A 17,574-nucleotide genomic window follows, 5' to 3' on the forward strand; every position below is an offset into this window, starting at 1 on the left:
ATGGCAAAAGATATAAAATTTGACATTGAAGCAAGAGACAGCATCAAACGCGGTGTAGACGCTTTGGCCAATGCAGTAAAGGTAACCTTAGGACCAAAAGGTCGCAATGTTATCATTAGTAAATCCTTTGGCGCTCCACAAGTTACCAAGGATGGTGTTACTGTAGCCAAAGAAGTAGAGCTAGAAGATGCACTAGAGAACATGGGTGCTCAGATGGTAAAGGAAGTTGCTTCTAAGACCAACGACTTGGCTGGTGACGGAACAACTACTGCAACTGTACTTGCGCAAGCTATCGTAAAAGAAGGGCTTAAGAACGTTGCTGCAGGTGCTAACCCAATGGACCTAAAGCGCGGAATCGACAAAGCTGTTGAGGCATTGACCGCTGATCTTGAAAAGCAATCTACCAAAGTGGGTAGCTCTAGCGAGAAGATCATGCAGGTAGCATCTATTTCCGCCAATAACGACCCTGTTATTGGAGAATTGATCGCTGAAGCTTTTGGAAAAGTTGGTAAAGAAGGAGTTATCACTGTAGAAGAGGCCAAAGGAACAGAGACTTATGTAGATGTGGTAGAAGGAATGCAGTTTGACCGCGGATACCTATCACCATATTTTGTTACCAACAGCGAGAAAATGAACGCTGAGTTGGAGAACCCAATGATCTTGCTTTGCGACAAGAAGATCTCTTCTATGAAAGATCTGCTTCCAGTTTTGGAGCCAATTGCACAGCAGAGTCGCACCCTGCTGATCGTTGCAGAAGATGTAGACGGAGAAGCTTTGGCTACCTTGGTAGTGAACAAGCTACGCGGATCCTTAAAGATTGCCGCCGTTAAGGCTCCTGGATTCGGAGACCGCAGAAAAGCAATGCTAGAAGATATCGCTATTCTTACAGGAGGAACTGTGATCTCAGAAGATCGTGGATTCACCTTGGAAAATGCAACCATCGATATGCTAGGTACTGCAGAGACGGTAACCATCGATAAAGACAACACAACTATTGTTAATGGTGCCGGTAAGAAAGCAGATATCACGGCTCGAGTGAACCAGATCAAATCTCAGATCGAAACTACCACTAGCGATTACGACAAAGAGAAACTGCAAGAGCGCTTGGCTAAATTGGCCGGAGGGGTTGCTGTACTTTACGTAGGTGCTGCTTCTGAGGTAGAGATGAAAGAGAAGAAAGACCGCGTAGACGATGCCCTACACGCCACTCGTGCTGCTGTAGAAGAAGGTATCGTTGCCGGAGGTGGAGTTGCCTTGGTTCGCGCTAAGAAAGTGCTAGAAAAATTGACCACTGACAACCTAGACGAGACCACAGGGGTTCAGATCATCGCGCGTGCTATAGAAGAGCCATTGCGCCAGATCGTAGAGAACGCAGGCGGCGAAGGTTCTGTTGTAGTGAGCAAAGTAATGGAAGGCAGCAAGGCCTTTGGTTACAACGCTAAGAACGACACCTATGTGGATATGCTCAAGGAAGGTATCATTGACCCGAAGAAGGTAACGCGTATCGCTTTAGAGAACGCTTCTTCTGTGGCTGGAATGATCCTTACTACAGAATGTGCCTTGGTAGACATCAAAGAAGATGCTCCTGCTATGCCTCCAATGGGCGGCGGCGGAATGCCAGGCATGATGTAATATCAGCATCAAAATAAAACAGAAGCGCTCCCAAATAGGAGCGCTTTTTTTATGCCTTAAAAGTTAGTTTTTATAAACCTTTACTCGAGTATACAGCCATTAAACGTATCTTAAACAAAAATCAATTATGAAAAAGTACCTTACTTTTTTATTTCTGATACTGGCAAGCGGGTTGAACGCTCAAGAATCTAGGGAGAACGATTTTATTACCAACTCCCTTAGCAGTTATATGCAAGACCGAAATGCGATTCACCTTCACCTCAATAAAGACAGCTATTTTACAGGAGAATCTATTTGGTTCACTGCTTATTTGTTCGATATAAGCGGTGGAAGCATAAGTAAGCAGGATGCAAACCTGCACGTTGTACTCTACGACGAAAATGGGCTTGAGTTATCTAAAAAGTTGTTGGTTACTCAAAACGGCATAGCGCAAGGAGAATTCTTAATCGGACCAAGGCAAAAAGGGAGTGCTTTGCATCTTAAGGCCTATACAGCTATAATGAACAGTTATCCTGAAGACAATTCCTTTACGACAACTGTGGCCTTATTGAGTGCGGATGCGGACATCGCTGAATCATCCAGTCCTGCACTGGACATTAAGATTTTGCCCGAGGGAGGTTATCCCTTAGCGAATGTCACCAATAACTATGGTATTAAAATATTGAATGAATCAGGACTTGGAGTCGCTTTGGAGCATATCCAACTTGTCGACGCTCAAGGCAATGTGTTGCTCAATGAGCTACAAACCAATGCTTTTGGCATGGGGAAGTTTGTCTTTATGCCCAGTTTATCATCAGACTATAAACTTAGGATATTGTATAAAGACAGCCTGATAGAAAAGCAATTACCCAAAGCCCTGCGCAGAGGTGTTGGCATGCGTGTAGATCAAAATTTTGTAAGCGGAGGACTCGAAACTAGAATTTACACCAATGAACAGTCGCTACCTTTCATTCAAAACGACAGTCTTATTCTGGTAGTCCATAAGGGCGCTGAAAGCCGATCGTACTACGTCAAGTTTGAAAAGGGATATAACGAACTGAAACTGTCCTTACCCAAATCAAGATTGTACGCTGGTGTCAATACAATCACCTTGTTCAACTCAGCTAAGGAACCCCTCTTAGAACGACTAATCTTTAATACCGATAGAATACAAACAAACTCAAATTCTGAAGTAATTTCCACACGCGAGGGTGACTCAACGAGCATTCAAGTGCAATTAGCTACAACAGACAAGGCTTTAAGATCGCTGAGTGTGTCTGTACTCCCTGCAGCCTCTGAAGTTACACAGCAAATTCCAAACATCTATGCATCAAGCCATATCTTGCCTTTTATTAAAGGACATTTGGAACAAGCTAACTATTATTTCACAGATCCAAATGCCCAAAAGTGGTATGCCCTAGATCTGGTTTTACTCAATCAAGGATGGAGCAAGTATAAATGGTCTAATATCTTTAAAAATAGGATCAATACCTCCTATTATTTTAACGGACCTGGGATTACTCTTAAGGGCTATTTGCGAACCCAGAGCGACTCAAAACCAACGCAACTCCTATTCTATTCAAAAGAAAATAAGCAGGTTCAATACATTCCGGTAAATGAGCAAGGTGAATTTGTTATTGACAATATTATAGCTACCGTAGGCACTACTTTTGAATTGGCAGCCATAAATGCCAGTGGAACCCCTGTAGAATGTCAATTCTTTTATACAGTGTCCCCAACGCGCTTGGACCTAGATAATCCTTTTGCTCTCGATACGACAAATCCCTTTTCAAAGTACTCCTCCGATAGTGGTGGTTATTACTTCGGATTTGATCCGGAAGCAGAAAGACTCAAGGAGGTAGTCGTAACTGCGAAGAAGTTGAAATACGAGCAATATTTTGGTGGTTGGGACGCTAGGATCATAGACAATAGTGAAAAATCAAGAGGCAATTTGGGTAATTTTATGAGCACCTATGGTTACTCTCGCAAAGCTGATGGCTCACGTGCACGACTTACCACAGATCTGCAGGGAAATATTATAGAGGTATATCCTGGGGTTGTTGTGGACGGTCTGTCCTATCCAGTGAGTTTCATTGCAGATGCCTTAAACATGCAAGATGTTGCCGAGATCTATGTTAAAAGAGGTGAGCGAACCATGAATAATCCATTAGGTAGCCGCAGACATATGTTCGTGGTATTTACAGAAAATGGCTTGAGCTTCTCCGGCGAGGATAACAGCACTGCAAAAAGCTTTACACTAACAAACAAAGGAATTAGTCCGGCCAAGGAATTTTACCAACCCTTGTACGACTATAAATCGGACAGCTTTAAGGCTTTGGGCACCTATGCTTGGTTTGCTGAGATCACTCCAGATGCGAATAATAGAATTACCGTAGACTTCTATAACCCAGAAAACGACGATTGCCTGCTGATCATTCAAGGAATTGACAACGAAGGGTATCCTTATTCGAATAGCATCCGAATAAATACTACAGACAAATAAGAAGACCTTACTAAAGAACTAGTGCGATTCTTTATGACGCCAATCTCTGTAGATTGCAAAAAGACTTAGCGCAACCAAAGTGATAACCAGCGGGTAGATCACCAAGAGATCTGATCGTACGATCATTTCAGGTTCTTCTTGGGTCTTTAACCACTCCTCTACTCTTGAATTCCAAATAAAGGCCCCAATAATGACCACTATGGTCATAGCGTATAAAAGGATGCGTTTGGTGATTTTCATGAATTAAAGGTACTAATTATCTTTTTGCTTTAGCGTTTCAAAGGCCTTCTGGCCATTCGCTATGGCAGCTAACATTTGGGTTTTAAGTGCTTGAACACTTAGCGCGTACTTCTTTAAGCTGTCTTGTTTTGCTGCAGTTAAAGGCTTGCCTTTGTTGATCTCCTCAAAGTCGAAGGCAGTTCCAAAATCCTGCATCCAATCCATCATGGCATCGTTAGCAGCTTCTAGCTCGTCTATTACAGCTTGTTGCTTCTCGCTGCGGATACTATCTGGCAAACTTTCGCTAAGCTGCTCTTGCAAACGCGAGATAGTCGTCATTTTAGGCATGAGTTCGTCGTGAACGGCGACTACCGCCTCCATTTCGTTTTGACAGGATAACAGCGCCAAACTTGCAACGATCACACTTAAAAAATGACGTAAATACATAAAGTTAGCGCATTAATTGGTCGCTTCGGATTCGAAAGTATCTGCAACACGTCCGCAATTAAGCATCATATCACCAAAATACGGATTGTAGATCTCCTTAGCGTTAGATAGCCAATAAGCTCCGGTATTGTTAAAGGCCATAGGGCAATATTGTTTGTATACCTCGCCACCTTCTAAGTTATCTACCACTAGTTGCTCTACAATTGGAGTAAGTCTGTTGAATCCTTCTCGTTGCGCAGCAATTTCTTTAGATTCCATAACGAACTGAGCGGCCAAGAAGGTCTCCTCTTCTACTCCAAGATTGGAAAAAGCTGTAAGCAGTGCGTCTGCCGCTTTAGAAGAAGCCTCACTGTCTGTATTGACCAAGGCAGTTTTAAGTTCTATATACGCCTTATAGACTTCTCCTACCTTTGGGTCTTTAAAGGTGGCAGTTGCTGCCGCAGCTTCGTATTTAGGTTTACTTGCTTGAGGGGCTTCGGTAGTGTTCTCTACCGCAGTATCTGTTGTAGTTTCTTCGGCTTGTTTTGCCTCATTCTTACAGGCAGTAAAGACCAAAAAGACCATGAGAATACTCAAAAATGAATAGCGTTTCATAGTATAGATTTTAGAATACAAATATACTTCAACCAGCGGCATTTGAATTGCTCATTTCATAATAAAATGCCGGGATGAGCAAGATAAGAATCAACGGCTGTATCAAAAAACGGCGGATGTAGAATAACCCTTCTAGAGGAGGTTGTTTTAACGCAATTAACACCCAAAAGGCTATAAAAAATAGGACAAATGCCACAGCTAACACAAGGAAACTCAATCGTGTCTTGGAACGATTGTTAAACCACAAATGAATGACGCCAACTGTGATTGCAGCTGTGATCCAAAAGCGCAGTGCCATAACAGCAAGAAGTTTAGCAGTAGCTATTTCCGGTAGAGGCTGTCCCTGATATTGTCCTTTGAAAAAAGCGTCTAGCGGGTCGTAGAACCAATCCGCAGCAAACATCCGCAAGGCCACTAAAAGTCCTAACAGCACTACAATAAACAGTATGCGAAGGCCGCTATTCATAGGATCTCCTCTTTTTGAAAACTCCTACCCAAAGCATCCAGAGCAAAGCCACCAAACCGTAGATCAGCGCCGGAAAAACAACCTGATGCAACAAGGGTTCCTTCTCTGGGTAATTATAAAGTGCGATAGCCAAGATCGCGATGCGAACTAAATTTACGCCATAGATCAGCACCGCTCCTCCAAAGACAAACAAGAGCGTCTTCTTAAATGCCTTTTTAAATGCAATCACAAAACTGACAAACAGGATAATGATACTTACGGCATTGCAGCCCTCTATGATCCGCGCCACCAGATCTCCGTTAACAAAGAGTTGTAATTCAGGGGTTCCGCCAGATGCGAGCACTTTTGCCTCATAACCCCAGCCGTTTATAATAGCCTGGGATTGCTCACCAACCAATGCGGTCAGCGGATCTATCGCTTGCTGCGCCGTGGTCAGTGCGATATAGGTGAGATACAGCAAGGACAGGCCTAGATAGACGCCGAAAAAACGTCCTAGGAATATAAAAACCGCTCTGTGTTCTGTAAAGATCTTGCGAAGCATGCGACTGCCTATTGGTCAAATTTAGACAAAATGTTCGAGCCTCGAGATTTTTAAATTTCACAACTAATGGGTTAGAATAAATCCGAAGTGCTTCTTACCTTTGACCTTTATATTTTTTGCTATGAATCTATCTGCATTAAAACCGCAAGTACAATCCCTGATCGAAACGCATAAAAGCAACCCAGATGCCGCCATGCAAGGCATTTGCGATCTATTGCAAGCCGAAGTAGCCCATTATGATTGGGTGGGATTCTATTTTGCCGATCACGACAAACGCGTACTACACCTTGGAAAATTTGCAGGAGAGCCAACCGATCATACCACCATTCCATTTGGAAAAGGTATCTGCGGACAAGTGGCAGAATCTAATGCAAATTTTGTGGTGCCGGATGTAAAAGCACAGGACAACTACATTGCCTGCAGCATCACCGTTAAGGCAGAAATAGTGATTCCACTATTCAAAGACGGGGTAAATATTGGTCAGATCGATATTGATAGCAATACCATAGATCCGTTCACTACTGCGGACGAAGAGTTTCTAACTTGGGTAAACGCTCAATTGGCAGAGATTTTATAAGGAAGGCAACCCGAATTCTGTGATAGAACTTTGTAATGAGGCTTTAAAATACAATAAAACAAGGCGTTTTGCTAATTTTAGGCATAGCAGCGCTACGCTAAAATTATAAAACGAAACATAGTGTCTTGTTTTGAAGTAGTTTAAAGACGGAATAAATTTTCTATTCCAGAATGCGGGTTCAATTACATTCCTGTACGTATAGCCTCAACAGGATCTAATCGAGAGGCAGAAATGGCTGGAATGATCCCAGAGATCAGACCGATAAAGACCGAGATGCCTGTTCCTATAAACATATTCCAAGGCGAGAGGACAAACTCAAAATCGCCAGTGGCCTGAGAGGCTACAATCGATGCCAGATAGACCAGGATCAGCCCTATAAGCCCACCAATGATGGCCAAAATAATGGCCTCAAAAAGGAATTGGAACAAGATGAATTTGTTCTTGGCTCCAAGTGATTTTTGAATACCAATGAGGTTGGTCCGCTCCTTCACGCTCACAAACATAATGTTGGCAATACCAAATCCACCCACCAAAAGGGAGAATCCACTAATGATCCAGCCGATCACATTGAGCTGGCCGGTGATACTGTCTATAGCATCTGAGAATCCTTGGAGTTGATTTAAAAAGAAGTTGTTGGAATCGTCTGAGCGCAAACCTCTAAAATTCCGCATTTTAGCCGTGAGTGCCGCGTTGAATTCGCCTTGATCAACACCTGCTTCTGGCTTTATCACTATGAATGGAAAAACAGATTTGTTGTTGTCTCCAAAAATGCGTCGCCCAATATTCACCGGTAAAAAGGTGGCAACGTCTTTACTACCACCAAAGAGGCCTCGCCCTTCTTTTTCCATGACTCCGATCACCGTGAGTCGTCTACCGTAAACGCGCAGGCGTTTCCCAATGGCTTCGTCTGCCCCACCAAAAAGGGTGTTGGCTACTTCGTCTCCAATGACAATTACCGGGGCTCCCCGAACAGATTCAGATTCGTTAAAGAAACGACCGGATTGCAGTTTTATGTCCTCTATGCGTGTCTGCTGATCGGTCACAAATATCATTTCTACATTCTCAATGAAATTCTCCTCAAAACGCACCGTTTCTGGAGCCACATTGATCTGATAAGACGCCCCGTACACATCTGGGACCTGACGCAAGATCATTTGATATTCTTCATAGGTCACATCTGGAAACTGTTCTCGCTTCCATATGGGAATGTCTGTCGGCCCAAAGGAGAATCGCGCTAGAAATAGTGTTCGGTTGTCCAAAGAAGATATACTGCCTTCTATCTCACGCTTAAGTGAATCTACTGCCGCCAAGACACCGATTATAGAAAAAATTCCGATGGTCACCCCTAAAAGCGAAAGAAAGGTTCTGAGCTTGTTGTTCTTCAGTGCGCTGATAGCGAACACAAAGCTTTCTTTTAGGATGCGGAAATATATCAACATGGGTTATTCAGCGCTTTTTAAAACCAGCAAGACTGCGGCTTTGTTTCTATTACGAAGATAAGACGTTTTCGGTAATGATATGTTACAATTTTGCTAATGAAATCCGTACTTTTGCCCTTTAAAATTTTTACTTCGATGAGCGGCACAAAACAAATTCAATCGGCACTGATCAGTGTATTTCACAAAGACGGACTAGAACCTATCGTTAAAAAACTTCACGAATACGGCGTTACGCTTTATTCTACCGGAGGTACAGAGCGTTTTATAAAGGAGCTGGGAATTCCCGTGATCGCGATTGAAGATGTGACCAGTTACCCTTCTATTTTAGGCGGACGTGTTAAGACCTTGCACCCAAAAGTTTTTGGCGGGATATTGAACCGCCAAGACCACGAAGGTGATGTTGAAGAGATGGCGCAATTCGAGATCCCACAACTGGATCTGGTTATTGTAGACCTCTACCCTTTTGAAAAGACCGTTGCTTCTGGTGCTAGCGAGCAAGATATCATTGAAAAGATCGACATTGGAGGGATCTCCCTTATCCGTGCAGCTGCCAAGAATTTTAAAGATACCGTTTGTGTATCCTCTATGGAAGACTACGAAGATTTCTTACAACTGATCACCGAGAGTGGCGGTAGCACCACCATGGCAGATCGCAAGAAATTCGCAGCCCGCTCATTCAATGTTTCTTCACATTACGATACAGCTATTTTCAATTACTTCAACGCCGATCACGAGATCGCTGCCTTGAAGGTAAGTGAAACCCAAGGCAAGGTATTACGTTACGGAGAGAACCCGCATCAGCGTGGATTCTTCTTCGGAGATTTTGATGCCATGTTCGACAAACTTCACGGTAAAGAGCTTAGCTATAACAACCTCTTGGACGTAGACGCCGCTGTTACTTTAATGCTGGAATTTTGGGGTGAGGCACCGACCTTTGCCATTTTAAAACACAATAACGCCTGCGGAATTGCGCAGCGCGATACCGTTCACCAAGCTTATGTTGATGCTTTGGCTGGCGATCCTGTTTCTGCCTTTGGAGGGATCTTGATCTGTAACACCACTATCGATGCAGCTACTGCGGAGGAGATCCACAAGCTGTTCTGCGAGGTAGTCATTGCTCCAGACTTTGATGCCGATGCCCTAGAGATCTTAAAAGGGAAAAAGAATCGCATCATGTTAAAAATGAAGCAAACGGCCTTACCAGAGACCATAGTTCGCTCCTGCCTTAACGGAGCTTTGGTTCAAGACAGAGATCACAAAACAGACTCCGCAGAAGATTTAACACAGGCCACCGACAATAAACCGTCAGATTCTGAGTTAGCAGATTTACTATTCGCAAGTAAAGTGTGTAAGCACACCAAGTCCAACACCATTGTTTTGGCCAAAGGGAAACAACTTTGTGCCAGCGGAACCGGACAAACTTCGCGAGTAGATGCGCTCCGACAAGCCATAGACAAAGCAAGATCGTTTGATTTTGACCTCAACGGCGCGGTGATGGCCAGCGATGCTTTCTTCCCTTTCCCTGACTGTGTGGAGATAGCAGACAAGGCCGGAATAAAAGCAGTGATCCAACCGGGTGGTTCTATCAAAGATCAGCTCAGCATTGATTACTGTAACGCCAATGGAATGGCTATGGTTATGACCGGAACGCGTCATTTTAAACACTAGAAGAAAATTCGGCTTCACTAGTGCGCTAAAAGTCGAGCGGACTTCATTAATTTTATTACTTTTGTGTGACACTGATCTTCAGGCCACTAATTTAAAAGCTGCACGCACTATTTTATGGGATTTTTCGACTTCTTAACAGAGGAAATAGCAATCGATCTGGGCACTGCTAACACCCTTATTATTCACAATGACAAGGTGGTTGTGGATGCGCCTTCTATTGTTGCAAGAGACCGTTCCTCCGGGAAGATCATCGCCGTTGGTCGCGAGGCCAATATGATGCAAGGAAAGACCCATGAGAATATCAAAACGATTCGCCCGCTAAAGGATGGTGTAATTGCAGATTTTGACGCTTCGGAATCGATGATCAATATGTTCATCAAAGATATTCCGGCTATTAAAAAGAAGCTCTTTAAGCCTGGTCTGCGCATTGTGATCTGTATTCCGAGTGGAATCACAGAAGTAGAGATGCGCGCCGTAAAAGAATCCGCAGAAAAAGTAAACGGAAAGGAAGTCTATTTGATCCACGAGCCAATGGCAGCTGCCATTGGTATCGGAATAGACATCATGCAACCCAAAGGGAACATGATCGTTGATATCGGAGGAGGAACTACCGAGATCGCCGTTATTGCTTTAGGAGGTATTGTATGTGACAAATCGGTAAAAATAGCTGGAGACGGTTTTACCAACGACATCATTTACTATATGCGCACCCAACACAACCTATATGTTGGAGAGCGTACGGCAGAGAAGATCAAGATCCAAATCGGTGCTGCTATAGAAGATCTGGAACTTCCACCAGACGACATGGCGGTACAAGGTCGTGACTTACTGACCGGGAAACCAAAACAGATCCAAACTTCTTATCGCGAAATAGCGAAAGCCCTTGATAAATCCATTCTGCGCATTGAAGATGCTGTAATGGAAACTTTATCGCAAACGCCACCAGAATTGGCTGCAGACATTTACAACTCCGGAATATATTTGGCCGGAGGTGGTTCTATGCTTCGTGGATTGGACAAGCGCTTGTCTCAAAAAACAGATCTGCCCGTTTATATTGCAGAAGATCCGCTACGCGCAGTGGTTCGCGGTACCGGAATTTGTTTGAAAAACTTAAACAAGTACAAAAGTGTGTTGATCCCGTAATAAACCCCAAGCATGCAACAGCTTATTAATTTCTTTATTCGAAAGAGGCATTTTCTGTTGTTCTGCTTGTTGGTGCTACTTGGGCTCTATTTCACCTTTCAATCCAGATCCTATCACTCGGGAAAATACCTCAGCGCCGCCAATGGTTTAAGCGGAACGCTTTTGAGCTGGACCTCGGGTATTGGAGAATACTTCGATCTGAAAGAACAAAACGAACTCCTCCAACAAGAAAACAGTCAATTGCGAGAAGCTGTTGGCAACGTGGATTCTGTTTATCGCAGACAAGCTATGCGGAGTTCTTTATTTGCTGATGTGGACTATATTCCCGCAAAGGTCATTGACAACAATTACAGCAGAACCAAAAATTACCTCACCCTAAAAGGTGGAGAAAGAGATGGCATCCAGTCGGGAATGGGAGTTGTTAGCCCCAATGGGATTCTAGGAATCGTAGACAAGACCTCACAAGGTTATGCTACCGTATTATCTGTTCTTAACACCCAATCCAGCATCAATGCTAAATTGACCAAATCCAATCATTTTGGAACCCTGCAATGGGACACCCGAGACCCTAATGTGGTACAATTGATAGACGTGCAGCGATTAGCGCCTTTGGCAATAGGAGATAGTATAGTAACCGGCGGGCGATCAACGATCTTTCCTGCGGGGATCCCTATAGGAAGCATAGCGAGTTATGAACTCGATCAATCTGGAAATTACTACATAGTTCAGATCCGTTTGTTCAACGATATGACCAGTTTAGGACCAGCCTATGTAATTCGCATTGCCGATGCGGCAGAGATCCAAGAATTAGAAGCCAGTATACCTGATGAAGAATGAGGTGATCTCCAATAGCGTCCGATTCGTCGCCTTGCTGCTTTTACAAGTACTACTGCTTAACAATGTTGCGCTGTTTGGCTATATAGTGCCCTTTCTTTATGTGATCTACATCTTGCGGTTCCCGGTTAGTGGTAATCGAACCGTACTATTGCTGAGTAGTTTCCTTTTAGGACTTTTAGTTGATGTATTTAGCAATACAGGAGGGGTTCATGCCGTTGCAAGTGTATGTATGGCATATTCCAGACCCTTTTTTTTAAAAACTTCCTTTGGGATAAGCTATGAATATAATGTGGTCAAGATCATAGAAATGCCACTTGCAGGCATTATCACTTATGTGCTCGGCGCGGTTTTGGTTCATCATTCGGTTTTGTTCTGTCTGGAGATCTTTAGTACAGACCATCTGCCGTTGATCCTTAAATCGACCTTGTTCTCAGTGGGCTTTAGTAGCCTTCTGATCCTGATCAGTTTTATCCTTTTAGGTTCGAAAAAACGATGAGAAAACTTTTGCTTTTAGGACTGACATTGTGCAGTGGCCTTGTATTTGCCGCTCGCCTTTTCTATCTGCAGATCTACGATTCGAGTTTTCAGAAACTCTCGGAGAACAATGCCATTAAAATGGTTTACGACTATCCGGAGCGCGGTTATATTTTTGATCGCAATGGCGAGTTGATGGTTGCCAATCAGCCGGCTTACGATATCATGGTGATCCCGAGAAATGTAAAAGATCTAGATACCCTTGCCTTTATTACAGATATGGGCATCACCAAAGAAGAATTCGACAGAAAACTAAAAAAAGCTTGGACCTATTCTCCGCGAATCCCATCGCCTTTTATGCCGCAACTCACCAAGGAAGAGTTTGCAGCTTTACAGGAAAAAATGTACCAGTACAAGGGCTTCTTTATTCAAAAACGCTCTTTACGCGACTATCAAGTTGATCATTCTGCCAACGTTCTGGGTTTTATTGGAGAGGTCAATGAGGCCATAATGAACCGCAACCCGTATTATCGCTTGGGAGACTATATTGGGATGACAGGCGTAGAGAAACAATACGAAGATATCCTAAGAGGTGTCAAAGGAGTAAAGTACATTCAAAAAGACAGATTCAATCGCGATATAGGCCCTTATAAAGATGGAATCTTCGACACTATTCCTGTATCTGGAAGAGACATAGTATTGACCTTGGATGCCGAATTACAGGCCTACGGACAATTGCTTATGCAAAACAAACGCGGCGGTATAGTCGCCATAGAACCTAAGACCGGAGAGATACTTTCACTGATCACAGCGCCTTCATATGATCCGGATTATTTGGTAGGCCGAAAACGATCTAAGAATTATACCGGCTTATACAACGATTCCATTGCAAAACCTTTATTTGACAGGGTCTTGGAAGGACAATATGCGCCAGGCTCACCGTTTAAAGCGCTAACCTCACTTATAGGCATGCAAGAAGGCGTGGTCACCGCAGAAGAACGTATTAGCTGTAGTGGTGCTTATTACTACGGCGGACGCAAACCCCTGGGCTGCCATGCCCACAGAAGTCCTCTTGATATGGTTGGAGGTATAGCCAACAGTTGCAATACCTACTTCTGTACCATTTACCGAAGAACCATTGAGAAATATGACAGTCCGCAAGAAGGCATAGACGCCTGGCATGATCATTTGGAGAGTTTCGGTCTGGGGAATTATATGGGGTATGACTTACCCAGTGGTCGGAAGGGATACATTCCAGACTCCGGATTTTATAACCGCAGTTACAATTACCCAAAATATCGCTGGTATGCAACGGCAACCATTTCTAATGCCATTGGCCAAGGGGAAGTTACCATGACACCAATGCAAATGGCACATACCGCAGCGGTCATTGCCAACAAAGGATGGTTCTACAGGCCGCACATTATCAAACAGATCAAAGGTGTGGATACGCTTCCGCAGAAATATACCGAAAAACACTACACTACTATTGATCCGGAGCATTTTGAACCGGTCATAGAAGGCATGTTCGATGTGTACAATGAAGGAACCGCAAAGTTCATACAGGTGCCGGGTATTGAGATTTGTGGAAAAACAGGGACTGCAGAGAACTTCATGCGTATAGATGGCGAGGTGGTTCAGCTTACAGACCACTCAATCTTTGTTGCGTTCGCCCCGAAGGATAATCCGAAGATCGCCTTGGCCGTATTTGTAGAAAACGGATATTGGGGTTCTCGATGGGCAGGACGCATAGCAGGCCTGATGATCGAAAAGTACTTGCGTGGAGAAATTAGTCGTAAGGACATGGAAGATTTTGTGATAAACGGCAGTCTTGAAGAGGAATATGCCAAGCCTTTTTCTGGGGAGCCTTTCATAATCAATCAATAATGCAGCGCAACAGTACTTTACAAAACATAGACTGGATAACGGTTATCTTGTATTTGCTTTTGGTGGGTATGGGATGGATGAACATATACTCTGCTTCTCTTTCTGATTCCGCTGTTTCTTTCACCGACCTTGGAAATATCTACGCCAAACAGTTGTTTTTTATAGGCCTAAGCCTGGTGCTCATTGTTTTTATACTCGCGGTTGAGGCTAAGTTCTACGAACGCTTTTCTAGCGTGATCTATTTGTTGGCCTTGGCGAGTTTATTGGGCTTATTTGTTTTTGGAAAGGATATCAACGGAGCTAAAAGTTGGTATTCCTTCGGTGCTTTCGGACTGCAACCTTCGGAATTTGCAAAAGCAGCAACAGCCCTAGCTTTGAGTAAATATCTGAGCGACATTCAGACCAATGTAAGGCTGTTCAACCATCAGTTAAAAGCGTTTCTGATAATAATGCTACCTGCACTTTTTATAATACCACAGCCCGACCCAGGTAGTGCCTTGATATTCACAGCCCTTATTTTCCCACTCTATAGAGAGGGCTTAAGCTTTATCTATTTACTGCTCGGTTTTATTGTGGCCTTCTTATTTGTAGCGACCCTCTTGATCGGTGCTTATTGGGTAGCCGCAGGGGTAGCAGTCATTGCGGTTGTTCTTTGGATCAAGAACAGAAAAAAGAGGAGGAATCTGGGTAAATATGTGATCATTACAGGAGCCTGTGTAGCTTTTGCTTTTTCGGTTAGCTATATTTTCAACAATGTTTTTGAGCAGCGTCACCGCGACCGATTCAATATAGTTCTAGGCAAAGAAGTAGATACTCGCGGTATTGGTTATAATACTAACCAAAGTGAGATAGCCATTGGCAGTGGTGGTTTTTGGGGCAAGGGCTGGACAAAAGGCACTCAGACCAAAGGGAATTTTGTTCCGGAACAGCATACCGATTATATTTTCAGTACCGTTGGCGAAGAATGGGGATTTTTAGGCAGTATCATTGTGGTGATCCTCTTTTTGTGGTTGATCATTCGACTGCTGATCTTGGCCGAGCGACAAAAACAACAATTCGCGCGCGTATATGGTTATAGTGTGGCCGCTATCTTGTTCTTCCACTTCTTTGTAAATATTGGGATGGTAACCGGGCTATTCCCAACGGTAGGGATCCCGTTGCCCTTTTTCTCCTATGGCGGATCTGCCCTATGGGGATTCACCATCTTGCTGTTCATCTTTGTAAAGCTAGATTCCAGCAACTTTATCAATCGCTAGTCGATATTGTAGTACAACCTATCTATTCGCTGTTCTAGTTGCTGCTGAGTTGCTTCCGGCAGGCCGGCAAAGAAGTCTATTCCGGTAGCCGCTTCGATCTCATCCACAGAAACAATAAAATCCGAATACCGTCTTGCATCCTCACTATGAGGAATCAGAAAGGCAATGACTCGGTAATCATCTCTATAAGTATCGACCACGATCTTATAAAAGGCCTTGGGTACAGAAACCTGCTCTGAACCAATAGCATCCATCGGATCTTTTAATACCCCTCCAGCGATCACAAAAACACCGTCATTCTCTTCTGCCCAACGCCTAACACGCTGTTCTAGATAATTCCACACCCCGCTGTTAAATTCGTGCAGTTGCGGGCTTATATTGCTGGTATAGAAGGTATCTTTAAAGGCATCGTAATTGAACTCCATATCTGCAGCAGCGACCAAATGCCCACGATCGTAGCCTGAATTCTTATAATTGCGCCAATGCGCCGACTTAGATTTCACCTTCGGATCCTGCTCAAAATAAGGCCTGTCATAATTGTTGTCGACCACTTGAGCCTTGCGCAGCTCATAGGCCACCCACTCGGCTTGCTCATGGGCTTCGTTATAGGAAAGCGTATAATAGTCATGCTGCACTAGCTGATCTCCGGAGGGCAAAATAGCATTAGAAAAATTGGCACTGGCCTTCTCAATGGAAACCTCCTTACTGCCAATTGGATTTCGATCTACGTAGCGCTCTGCATAATATAGCGCAACGGTCACGACAACAATAAGTATAGGGTATACGTACTTTCTGTTCATTTTACATCTTTACATCTAAAGCATCTCTCAAAGCATTACCTATAAGCATAAAGGCCATTACCAAAACCATGATGGCTATTCCTGGTACAACAGCCAAATAAGGTTTGCCCAAAACGATATAATTGTAATGGTCTTTGATCATTCCGCCCCAACTAGGCATAGGAGGTTGTGCTCCAATACCTAAAAAGCTCAGTCCGCTTTCAATGAGAATAGCCGCAGCGAAATTGGCAGCAGAGATCACAATAACGGGTGCGAGTATATTTGGAATTATGTGTTTGCTTATGATCCTAAAGTTGTCGTATCCCAAAGCCTTGGCGGCAGTGACATATTGCATGTTCTTAACGCTCATCACCTGCCCGCGAACCACACGGGCCACTTCCACCCACATGGTGAGCCCAACGGCAATGAACACTTGCCAAAAGCCTTTGCCCAAGGCCAAGGTAATAGCAATTACCAGTAATAGGGTTGGGATGGACCAGGTCACATTTATGATCCACATGATGATAGTATCTATAGGTCCTCCGAAGTAACCCGCAACAGCGCCCAAGGTCATACCTATAAGCAAGGAGATCAGTACAGAGACAAAGCCAATGGCCAAGGAAATGCGAATACCTACCAGCATACGACTCAATAGATCTCGGCCGTATTTGTCTGTACCCAATAGGAACTTTTCATTACGAATATAATATGTTACGATCTCTTCTGGACTGTCTGCTTTAGGGAATTTTGATAGATGGAACTGCTTTTGCAGGCCTTCTAATCCGTCTTGGGCGTACTCGGTAATGACAATGCCTGAATCGGTAAGTTCATAAGCCAAAATAGGCAACTCGGAGTCGCTGGTTTTCCTCCCCGTAAAAAAGGCACTAAGGGCAGATTGTTCTTGCTTCAGCTGAGAAGGAACTGTCAACAGATCTACTGCAAAACCAGGAGATTGTGAATGTATAGAGACATGCATTTGATTCGCATTGCGCGAATTATCTGGAGCCAAGGCGTAGGCAAAAATCGCAACCAGTAAAGCCACAACCAATAAAATCAAACTAAAAACGCCCCAAAAATTCTTTTTGAATTTTCGGAGCGCTTGTGCTGTTAAGGAATCTGATCTCCCCATAGAG

At 43.8% G+C, this 17,574-nt stretch carries 17 protein-coding genes; 9 read left to right on the forward strand and 8 right to left on the reverse strand.

The genetic code is table 11. The features are described 5' to 3' along the window. Together groL and AC0J2F_RS05155 are read left to right on the forward strand one after the other, a co-directional pair. The gene (groL, locus tag AC0J2F_RS05150; RefSeq protein WP_473009135.1) at positions 1–1,632 is read left to right on the forward strand and encodes a chaperonin GroEL; all 1,632 of its coding nucleotides are present in this window, start codon (positions 1–3) and stop codon (positions 1,630–1,632) included. Between the two features lie 127 nt (positions 1,633–1,759). Then, positions 1,760–4,114: a hypothetical protein gene (locus AC0J2F_RS05155; RefSeq protein ID WP_420380042.1), complete on the forward strand. Its 2,355-nt coding sequence runs from the start codon at positions 1,760–1,762 to the stop codon at positions 4,112–4,114. Positions 4,115–4,132: 18 nt separating this feature from the next. On the opposite strand, the gene AC0J2F_RS05160 is transcribed toward AC0J2F_RS05155, so the two are convergent. The 5 genes from AC0J2F_RS05160 to xrtF are packed head-to-tail and all read right to left on the reverse strand — an operon-like array spanning position 4,133 to position 6,381. After that, a complete protein-coding gene (locus tag AC0J2F_RS05160) occupies positions 4,133–4,354 on the reverse strand; it encodes a hypothetical protein (protein WP_420380043.1) in 222 nt (73 codons plus the stop codon). 12 nt (positions 4,355–4,366) lie between these two features. Then, a complete protein-coding gene (locus tag AC0J2F_RS05165; protein WP_473009136.1) occupies positions 4,367–4,780 on the reverse strand; it encodes a hypothetical protein in 414 nt (137 codons plus the stop codon). 12 nt (positions 4,781–4,792) lie between these two features. Beyond that, positions 4,793–5,374, reverse strand: a complete 582-nt coding sequence (locus tag AC0J2F_RS05170; RefSeq protein WP_374959532.1) for a DUF3347 domain-containing protein — start codon at positions 5,372–5,374, stop codon at positions 4,793–4,795. 28 nt (positions 5,375–5,402) lie between these two features. Next, positions 5,403–5,840: an exosortase F system-associated membrane protein gene (locus AC0J2F_RS05175; RefSeq protein ID WP_374958672.1), complete on the reverse strand. Its 438-nt coding sequence runs from the start codon at positions 5,838–5,840 to the stop codon at positions 5,403–5,405. Beyond that, positions 5,833–6,381 carry an exosortase family protein XrtF gene (gene xrtF, locus AC0J2F_RS05180; protein ID WP_473009137.1) on the reverse strand — a complete coding sequence of 183 codons (549 nt, stop codon included), beginning with the start codon at positions 6,379–6,381 and terminating at the stop codon, positions 5,833–5,835. The genes AC0J2F_RS05175 and xrtF overlap by 8 nt, the downstream gene beginning before the upstream one ends. 121 nt (positions 6,382–6,502) lie before the next feature. On the opposite strand from xrtF, the gene AC0J2F_RS05185 reads away from it, so the two are divergent. After that, positions 6,503–6,958, forward strand: coding sequence for a GAF domain-containing protein (locus AC0J2F_RS05185; RefSeq protein ID WP_087524422.1), 456 nt, complete (start codon positions 6,503–6,505; stop codon positions 6,956–6,958). 182 nt (positions 6,959–7,140) lie between these two features. Here AC0J2F_RS05185 and AC0J2F_RS05190 read toward each other — a convergent pair whose 3' ends face one another. Further along, positions 7,141–8,397, reverse strand: a complete 1,257-nt coding sequence (locus AC0J2F_RS05190; RefSeq protein ID WP_087524421.1) for an ABC transporter permease — start codon at positions 8,395–8,397, stop codon at positions 7,141–7,143. 135 nt (positions 8,398–8,532) lie between these two features. Here AC0J2F_RS05190 and purH point away from each other — a divergent pair, with 135 nt between their 5' ends. The 6 genes from purH to rodA all read left to right on the forward strand — a co-directional run bounded on the left by purH (position 8,533) and on the right by rodA (position 15,662). After that, a complete protein-coding gene (gene purH, locus AC0J2F_RS05195; RefSeq protein WP_374958674.1) occupies positions 8,533–10,065 on the forward strand; it encodes a bifunctional phosphoribosylaminoimidazolecarboxamide formyltransferase/IMP cyclohydrolase in 1,533 nt (510 codons plus the stop codon). Positions 10,066–10,179: 114 nt separating this feature from the next. Continuing rightward, positions 10,180–11,208 carry a rod shape-determining protein gene (locus AC0J2F_RS05200; RefSeq protein ID WP_087524419.1) on the forward strand — a complete coding sequence of 343 codons (1,029 nt, stop codon included), beginning with the start codon at positions 10,180–10,182 and terminating at the stop codon, positions 11,206–11,208. A 12-nt stretch (positions 11,209–11,220) separates the two neighbouring features. After that, positions 11,221–12,045, forward strand: a complete 825-nt coding sequence (mreC, locus tag AC0J2F_RS05205) for a rod shape-determining protein MreC (RefSeq protein ID WP_473009138.1) — start codon at positions 11,221–11,223, stop codon at positions 12,043–12,045. Beyond that, on the forward strand, positions 12,035–12,541 hold the full coding sequence (locus tag AC0J2F_RS05210) for a rod shape-determining protein MreD (protein WP_374958676.1): 507 nt from the start codon (positions 12,035–12,037) through the stop codon (positions 12,539–12,541). Before mreC ends, AC0J2F_RS05210 begins: the two co-directional genes overlap by 11 nt. Continuing rightward, positions 12,538–14,406 (forward strand): penicillin-binding protein 2, encoded by a 1,869-nt coding sequence (gene mrdA / locus AC0J2F_RS05215; RefSeq protein WP_473009139.1) that lies wholly within the window; start codon positions 12,538–12,540, stop codon positions 14,404–14,406. The genes AC0J2F_RS05210 and mrdA overlap by 4 nt, the downstream gene beginning before the upstream one ends. Beyond that, entirely contained in the window at positions 14,406–15,662 is a 1,257-nt protein-coding gene (rodA, locus tag AC0J2F_RS05220; RefSeq protein ID WP_473009140.1) for a rod shape-determining protein RodA, read from the forward strand. The genes mrdA and rodA overlap by 1 nt, the downstream gene beginning before the upstream one ends. Here the strand turns inward: rodA and AC0J2F_RS05225 are convergent. Both AC0J2F_RS05225 and AC0J2F_RS05230 read right to left on the reverse strand, forming a co-directional pair. Next, entirely contained in the window at positions 15,659–16,462 is an 804-nt protein-coding gene (locus AC0J2F_RS05225; protein WP_473009141.1) for a DNA/RNA non-specific endonuclease, read from the reverse strand. The two genes, rodA and AC0J2F_RS05225, sit on opposite strands and share 4 nt — an antisense overlap. A 1-nt stretch (position 16,463) precedes the next feature. Further along, the gene (locus tag AC0J2F_RS05230) at positions 16,464–17,570 is read right to left on the reverse strand and encodes an ABC transporter permease (RefSeq protein ID WP_473009142.1); all 1,107 of its coding nucleotides are present in this window, start codon (positions 17,568–17,570) and stop codon (positions 16,464–16,466) included. Between the last annotated feature and the right edge of the window lie 4 nt (positions 17,571–17,574).

The organism is Gilvibacter sp. CC01, from assembly GCF_055755295.1.

What these genes read in the sequence shown, in the direction of transcription:
- groL (WP_473009135.1), top strand. Translation starts at nt 1, where the DNA reads ATGGCAAAAGATATAAAATTTGACATTGAAGCAAGAGACAGCATCAAA.
- AC0J2F_RS05155 (WP_420380042.1), top strand. Translation starts at nt 1,760, where the DNA reads ATGAAAAAGTACCTTACTTTTTTATTTCTGATACTGGCAAGCGGGTTG.
- AC0J2F_RS05160 (WP_420380043.1), bottom strand. Translation starts at nt 4,354, where the DNA reads ATGAAAATCACCAAACGCATCCTTTTATACGCTATGACCATAGTGGTC.
- AC0J2F_RS05165 (WP_473009136.1), bottom strand. Translation starts at nt 4,780, where the DNA reads ATGTATTTACGTCATTTTTTAAGTGTGATCGTTGCAAGTTTGGCGCTG.
- AC0J2F_RS05170 (WP_374959532.1), bottom strand. Translation starts at nt 5,374, where the DNA reads ATGAAACGCTATTCATTTTTGAGTATTCTCATGGTCTTTTTGGTCTTT.
- AC0J2F_RS05175 (WP_374958672.1), bottom strand. Translation starts at nt 5,840, where the DNA reads ATGAATAGCGGCCTTCGCATACTGTTTATTGTAGTGCTGTTAGGACTT.
- xrtF (WP_473009137.1), bottom strand. Translation starts at nt 6,381, where the DNA reads ATGCTTCGCAAGATCTTTACAGAACACAGAGCGGTTTTTATATTCCTA.
- AC0J2F_RS05185 (WP_087524422.1), top strand. Translation starts at nt 6,503, where the DNA reads ATGAATCTATCTGCATTAAAACCGCAAGTACAATCCCTGATCGAAACG.
- AC0J2F_RS05190 (WP_087524421.1), bottom strand. Translation starts at nt 8,397, where the DNA reads ATGTTGATATATTTCCGCATCCTAAAAGAAAGCTTTGTGTTCGCTATC.
- purH (WP_374958674.1), top strand. Translation starts at nt 8,533, where the DNA reads ATGAGCGGCACAAAACAAATTCAATCGGCACTGATCAGTGTATTTCAC.
- AC0J2F_RS05200 (WP_087524419.1), top strand. Translation starts at nt 10,180, where the DNA reads ATGGGATTTTTCGACTTCTTAACAGAGGAAATAGCAATCGATCTGGGC.
- mreC (WP_473009138.1), top strand. Translation starts at nt 11,221, where the DNA reads ATGCAACAGCTTATTAATTTCTTTATTCGAAAGAGGCATTTTCTGTTG.
- AC0J2F_RS05210 (WP_374958676.1), top strand. Translation starts at nt 12,035, where the DNA reads ATGAAGAATGAGGTGATCTCCAATAGCGTCCGATTCGTCGCCTTGCTG.
- mrdA (WP_473009139.1), top strand. Translation starts at nt 12,538, where the DNA reads ATGAGAAAACTTTTGCTTTTAGGACTGACATTGTGCAGTGGCCTTGTA.
- rodA (WP_473009140.1), top strand. Translation starts at nt 14,406, where the DNA reads ATGCAGCGCAACAGTACTTTACAAAACATAGACTGGATAACGGTTATC.
- AC0J2F_RS05225 (WP_473009141.1), bottom strand. Translation starts at nt 16,462, where the DNA reads ATGAACAGAAAGTACGTATACCCTATACTTATTGTTGTCGTGACCGTT.
- AC0J2F_RS05230 (WP_473009142.1), bottom strand. Translation starts at nt 17,570, where the DNA reads ATGGGGAGATCAGATTCCTTAACAGCACAAGCGCTCCGAAAATTCAAA.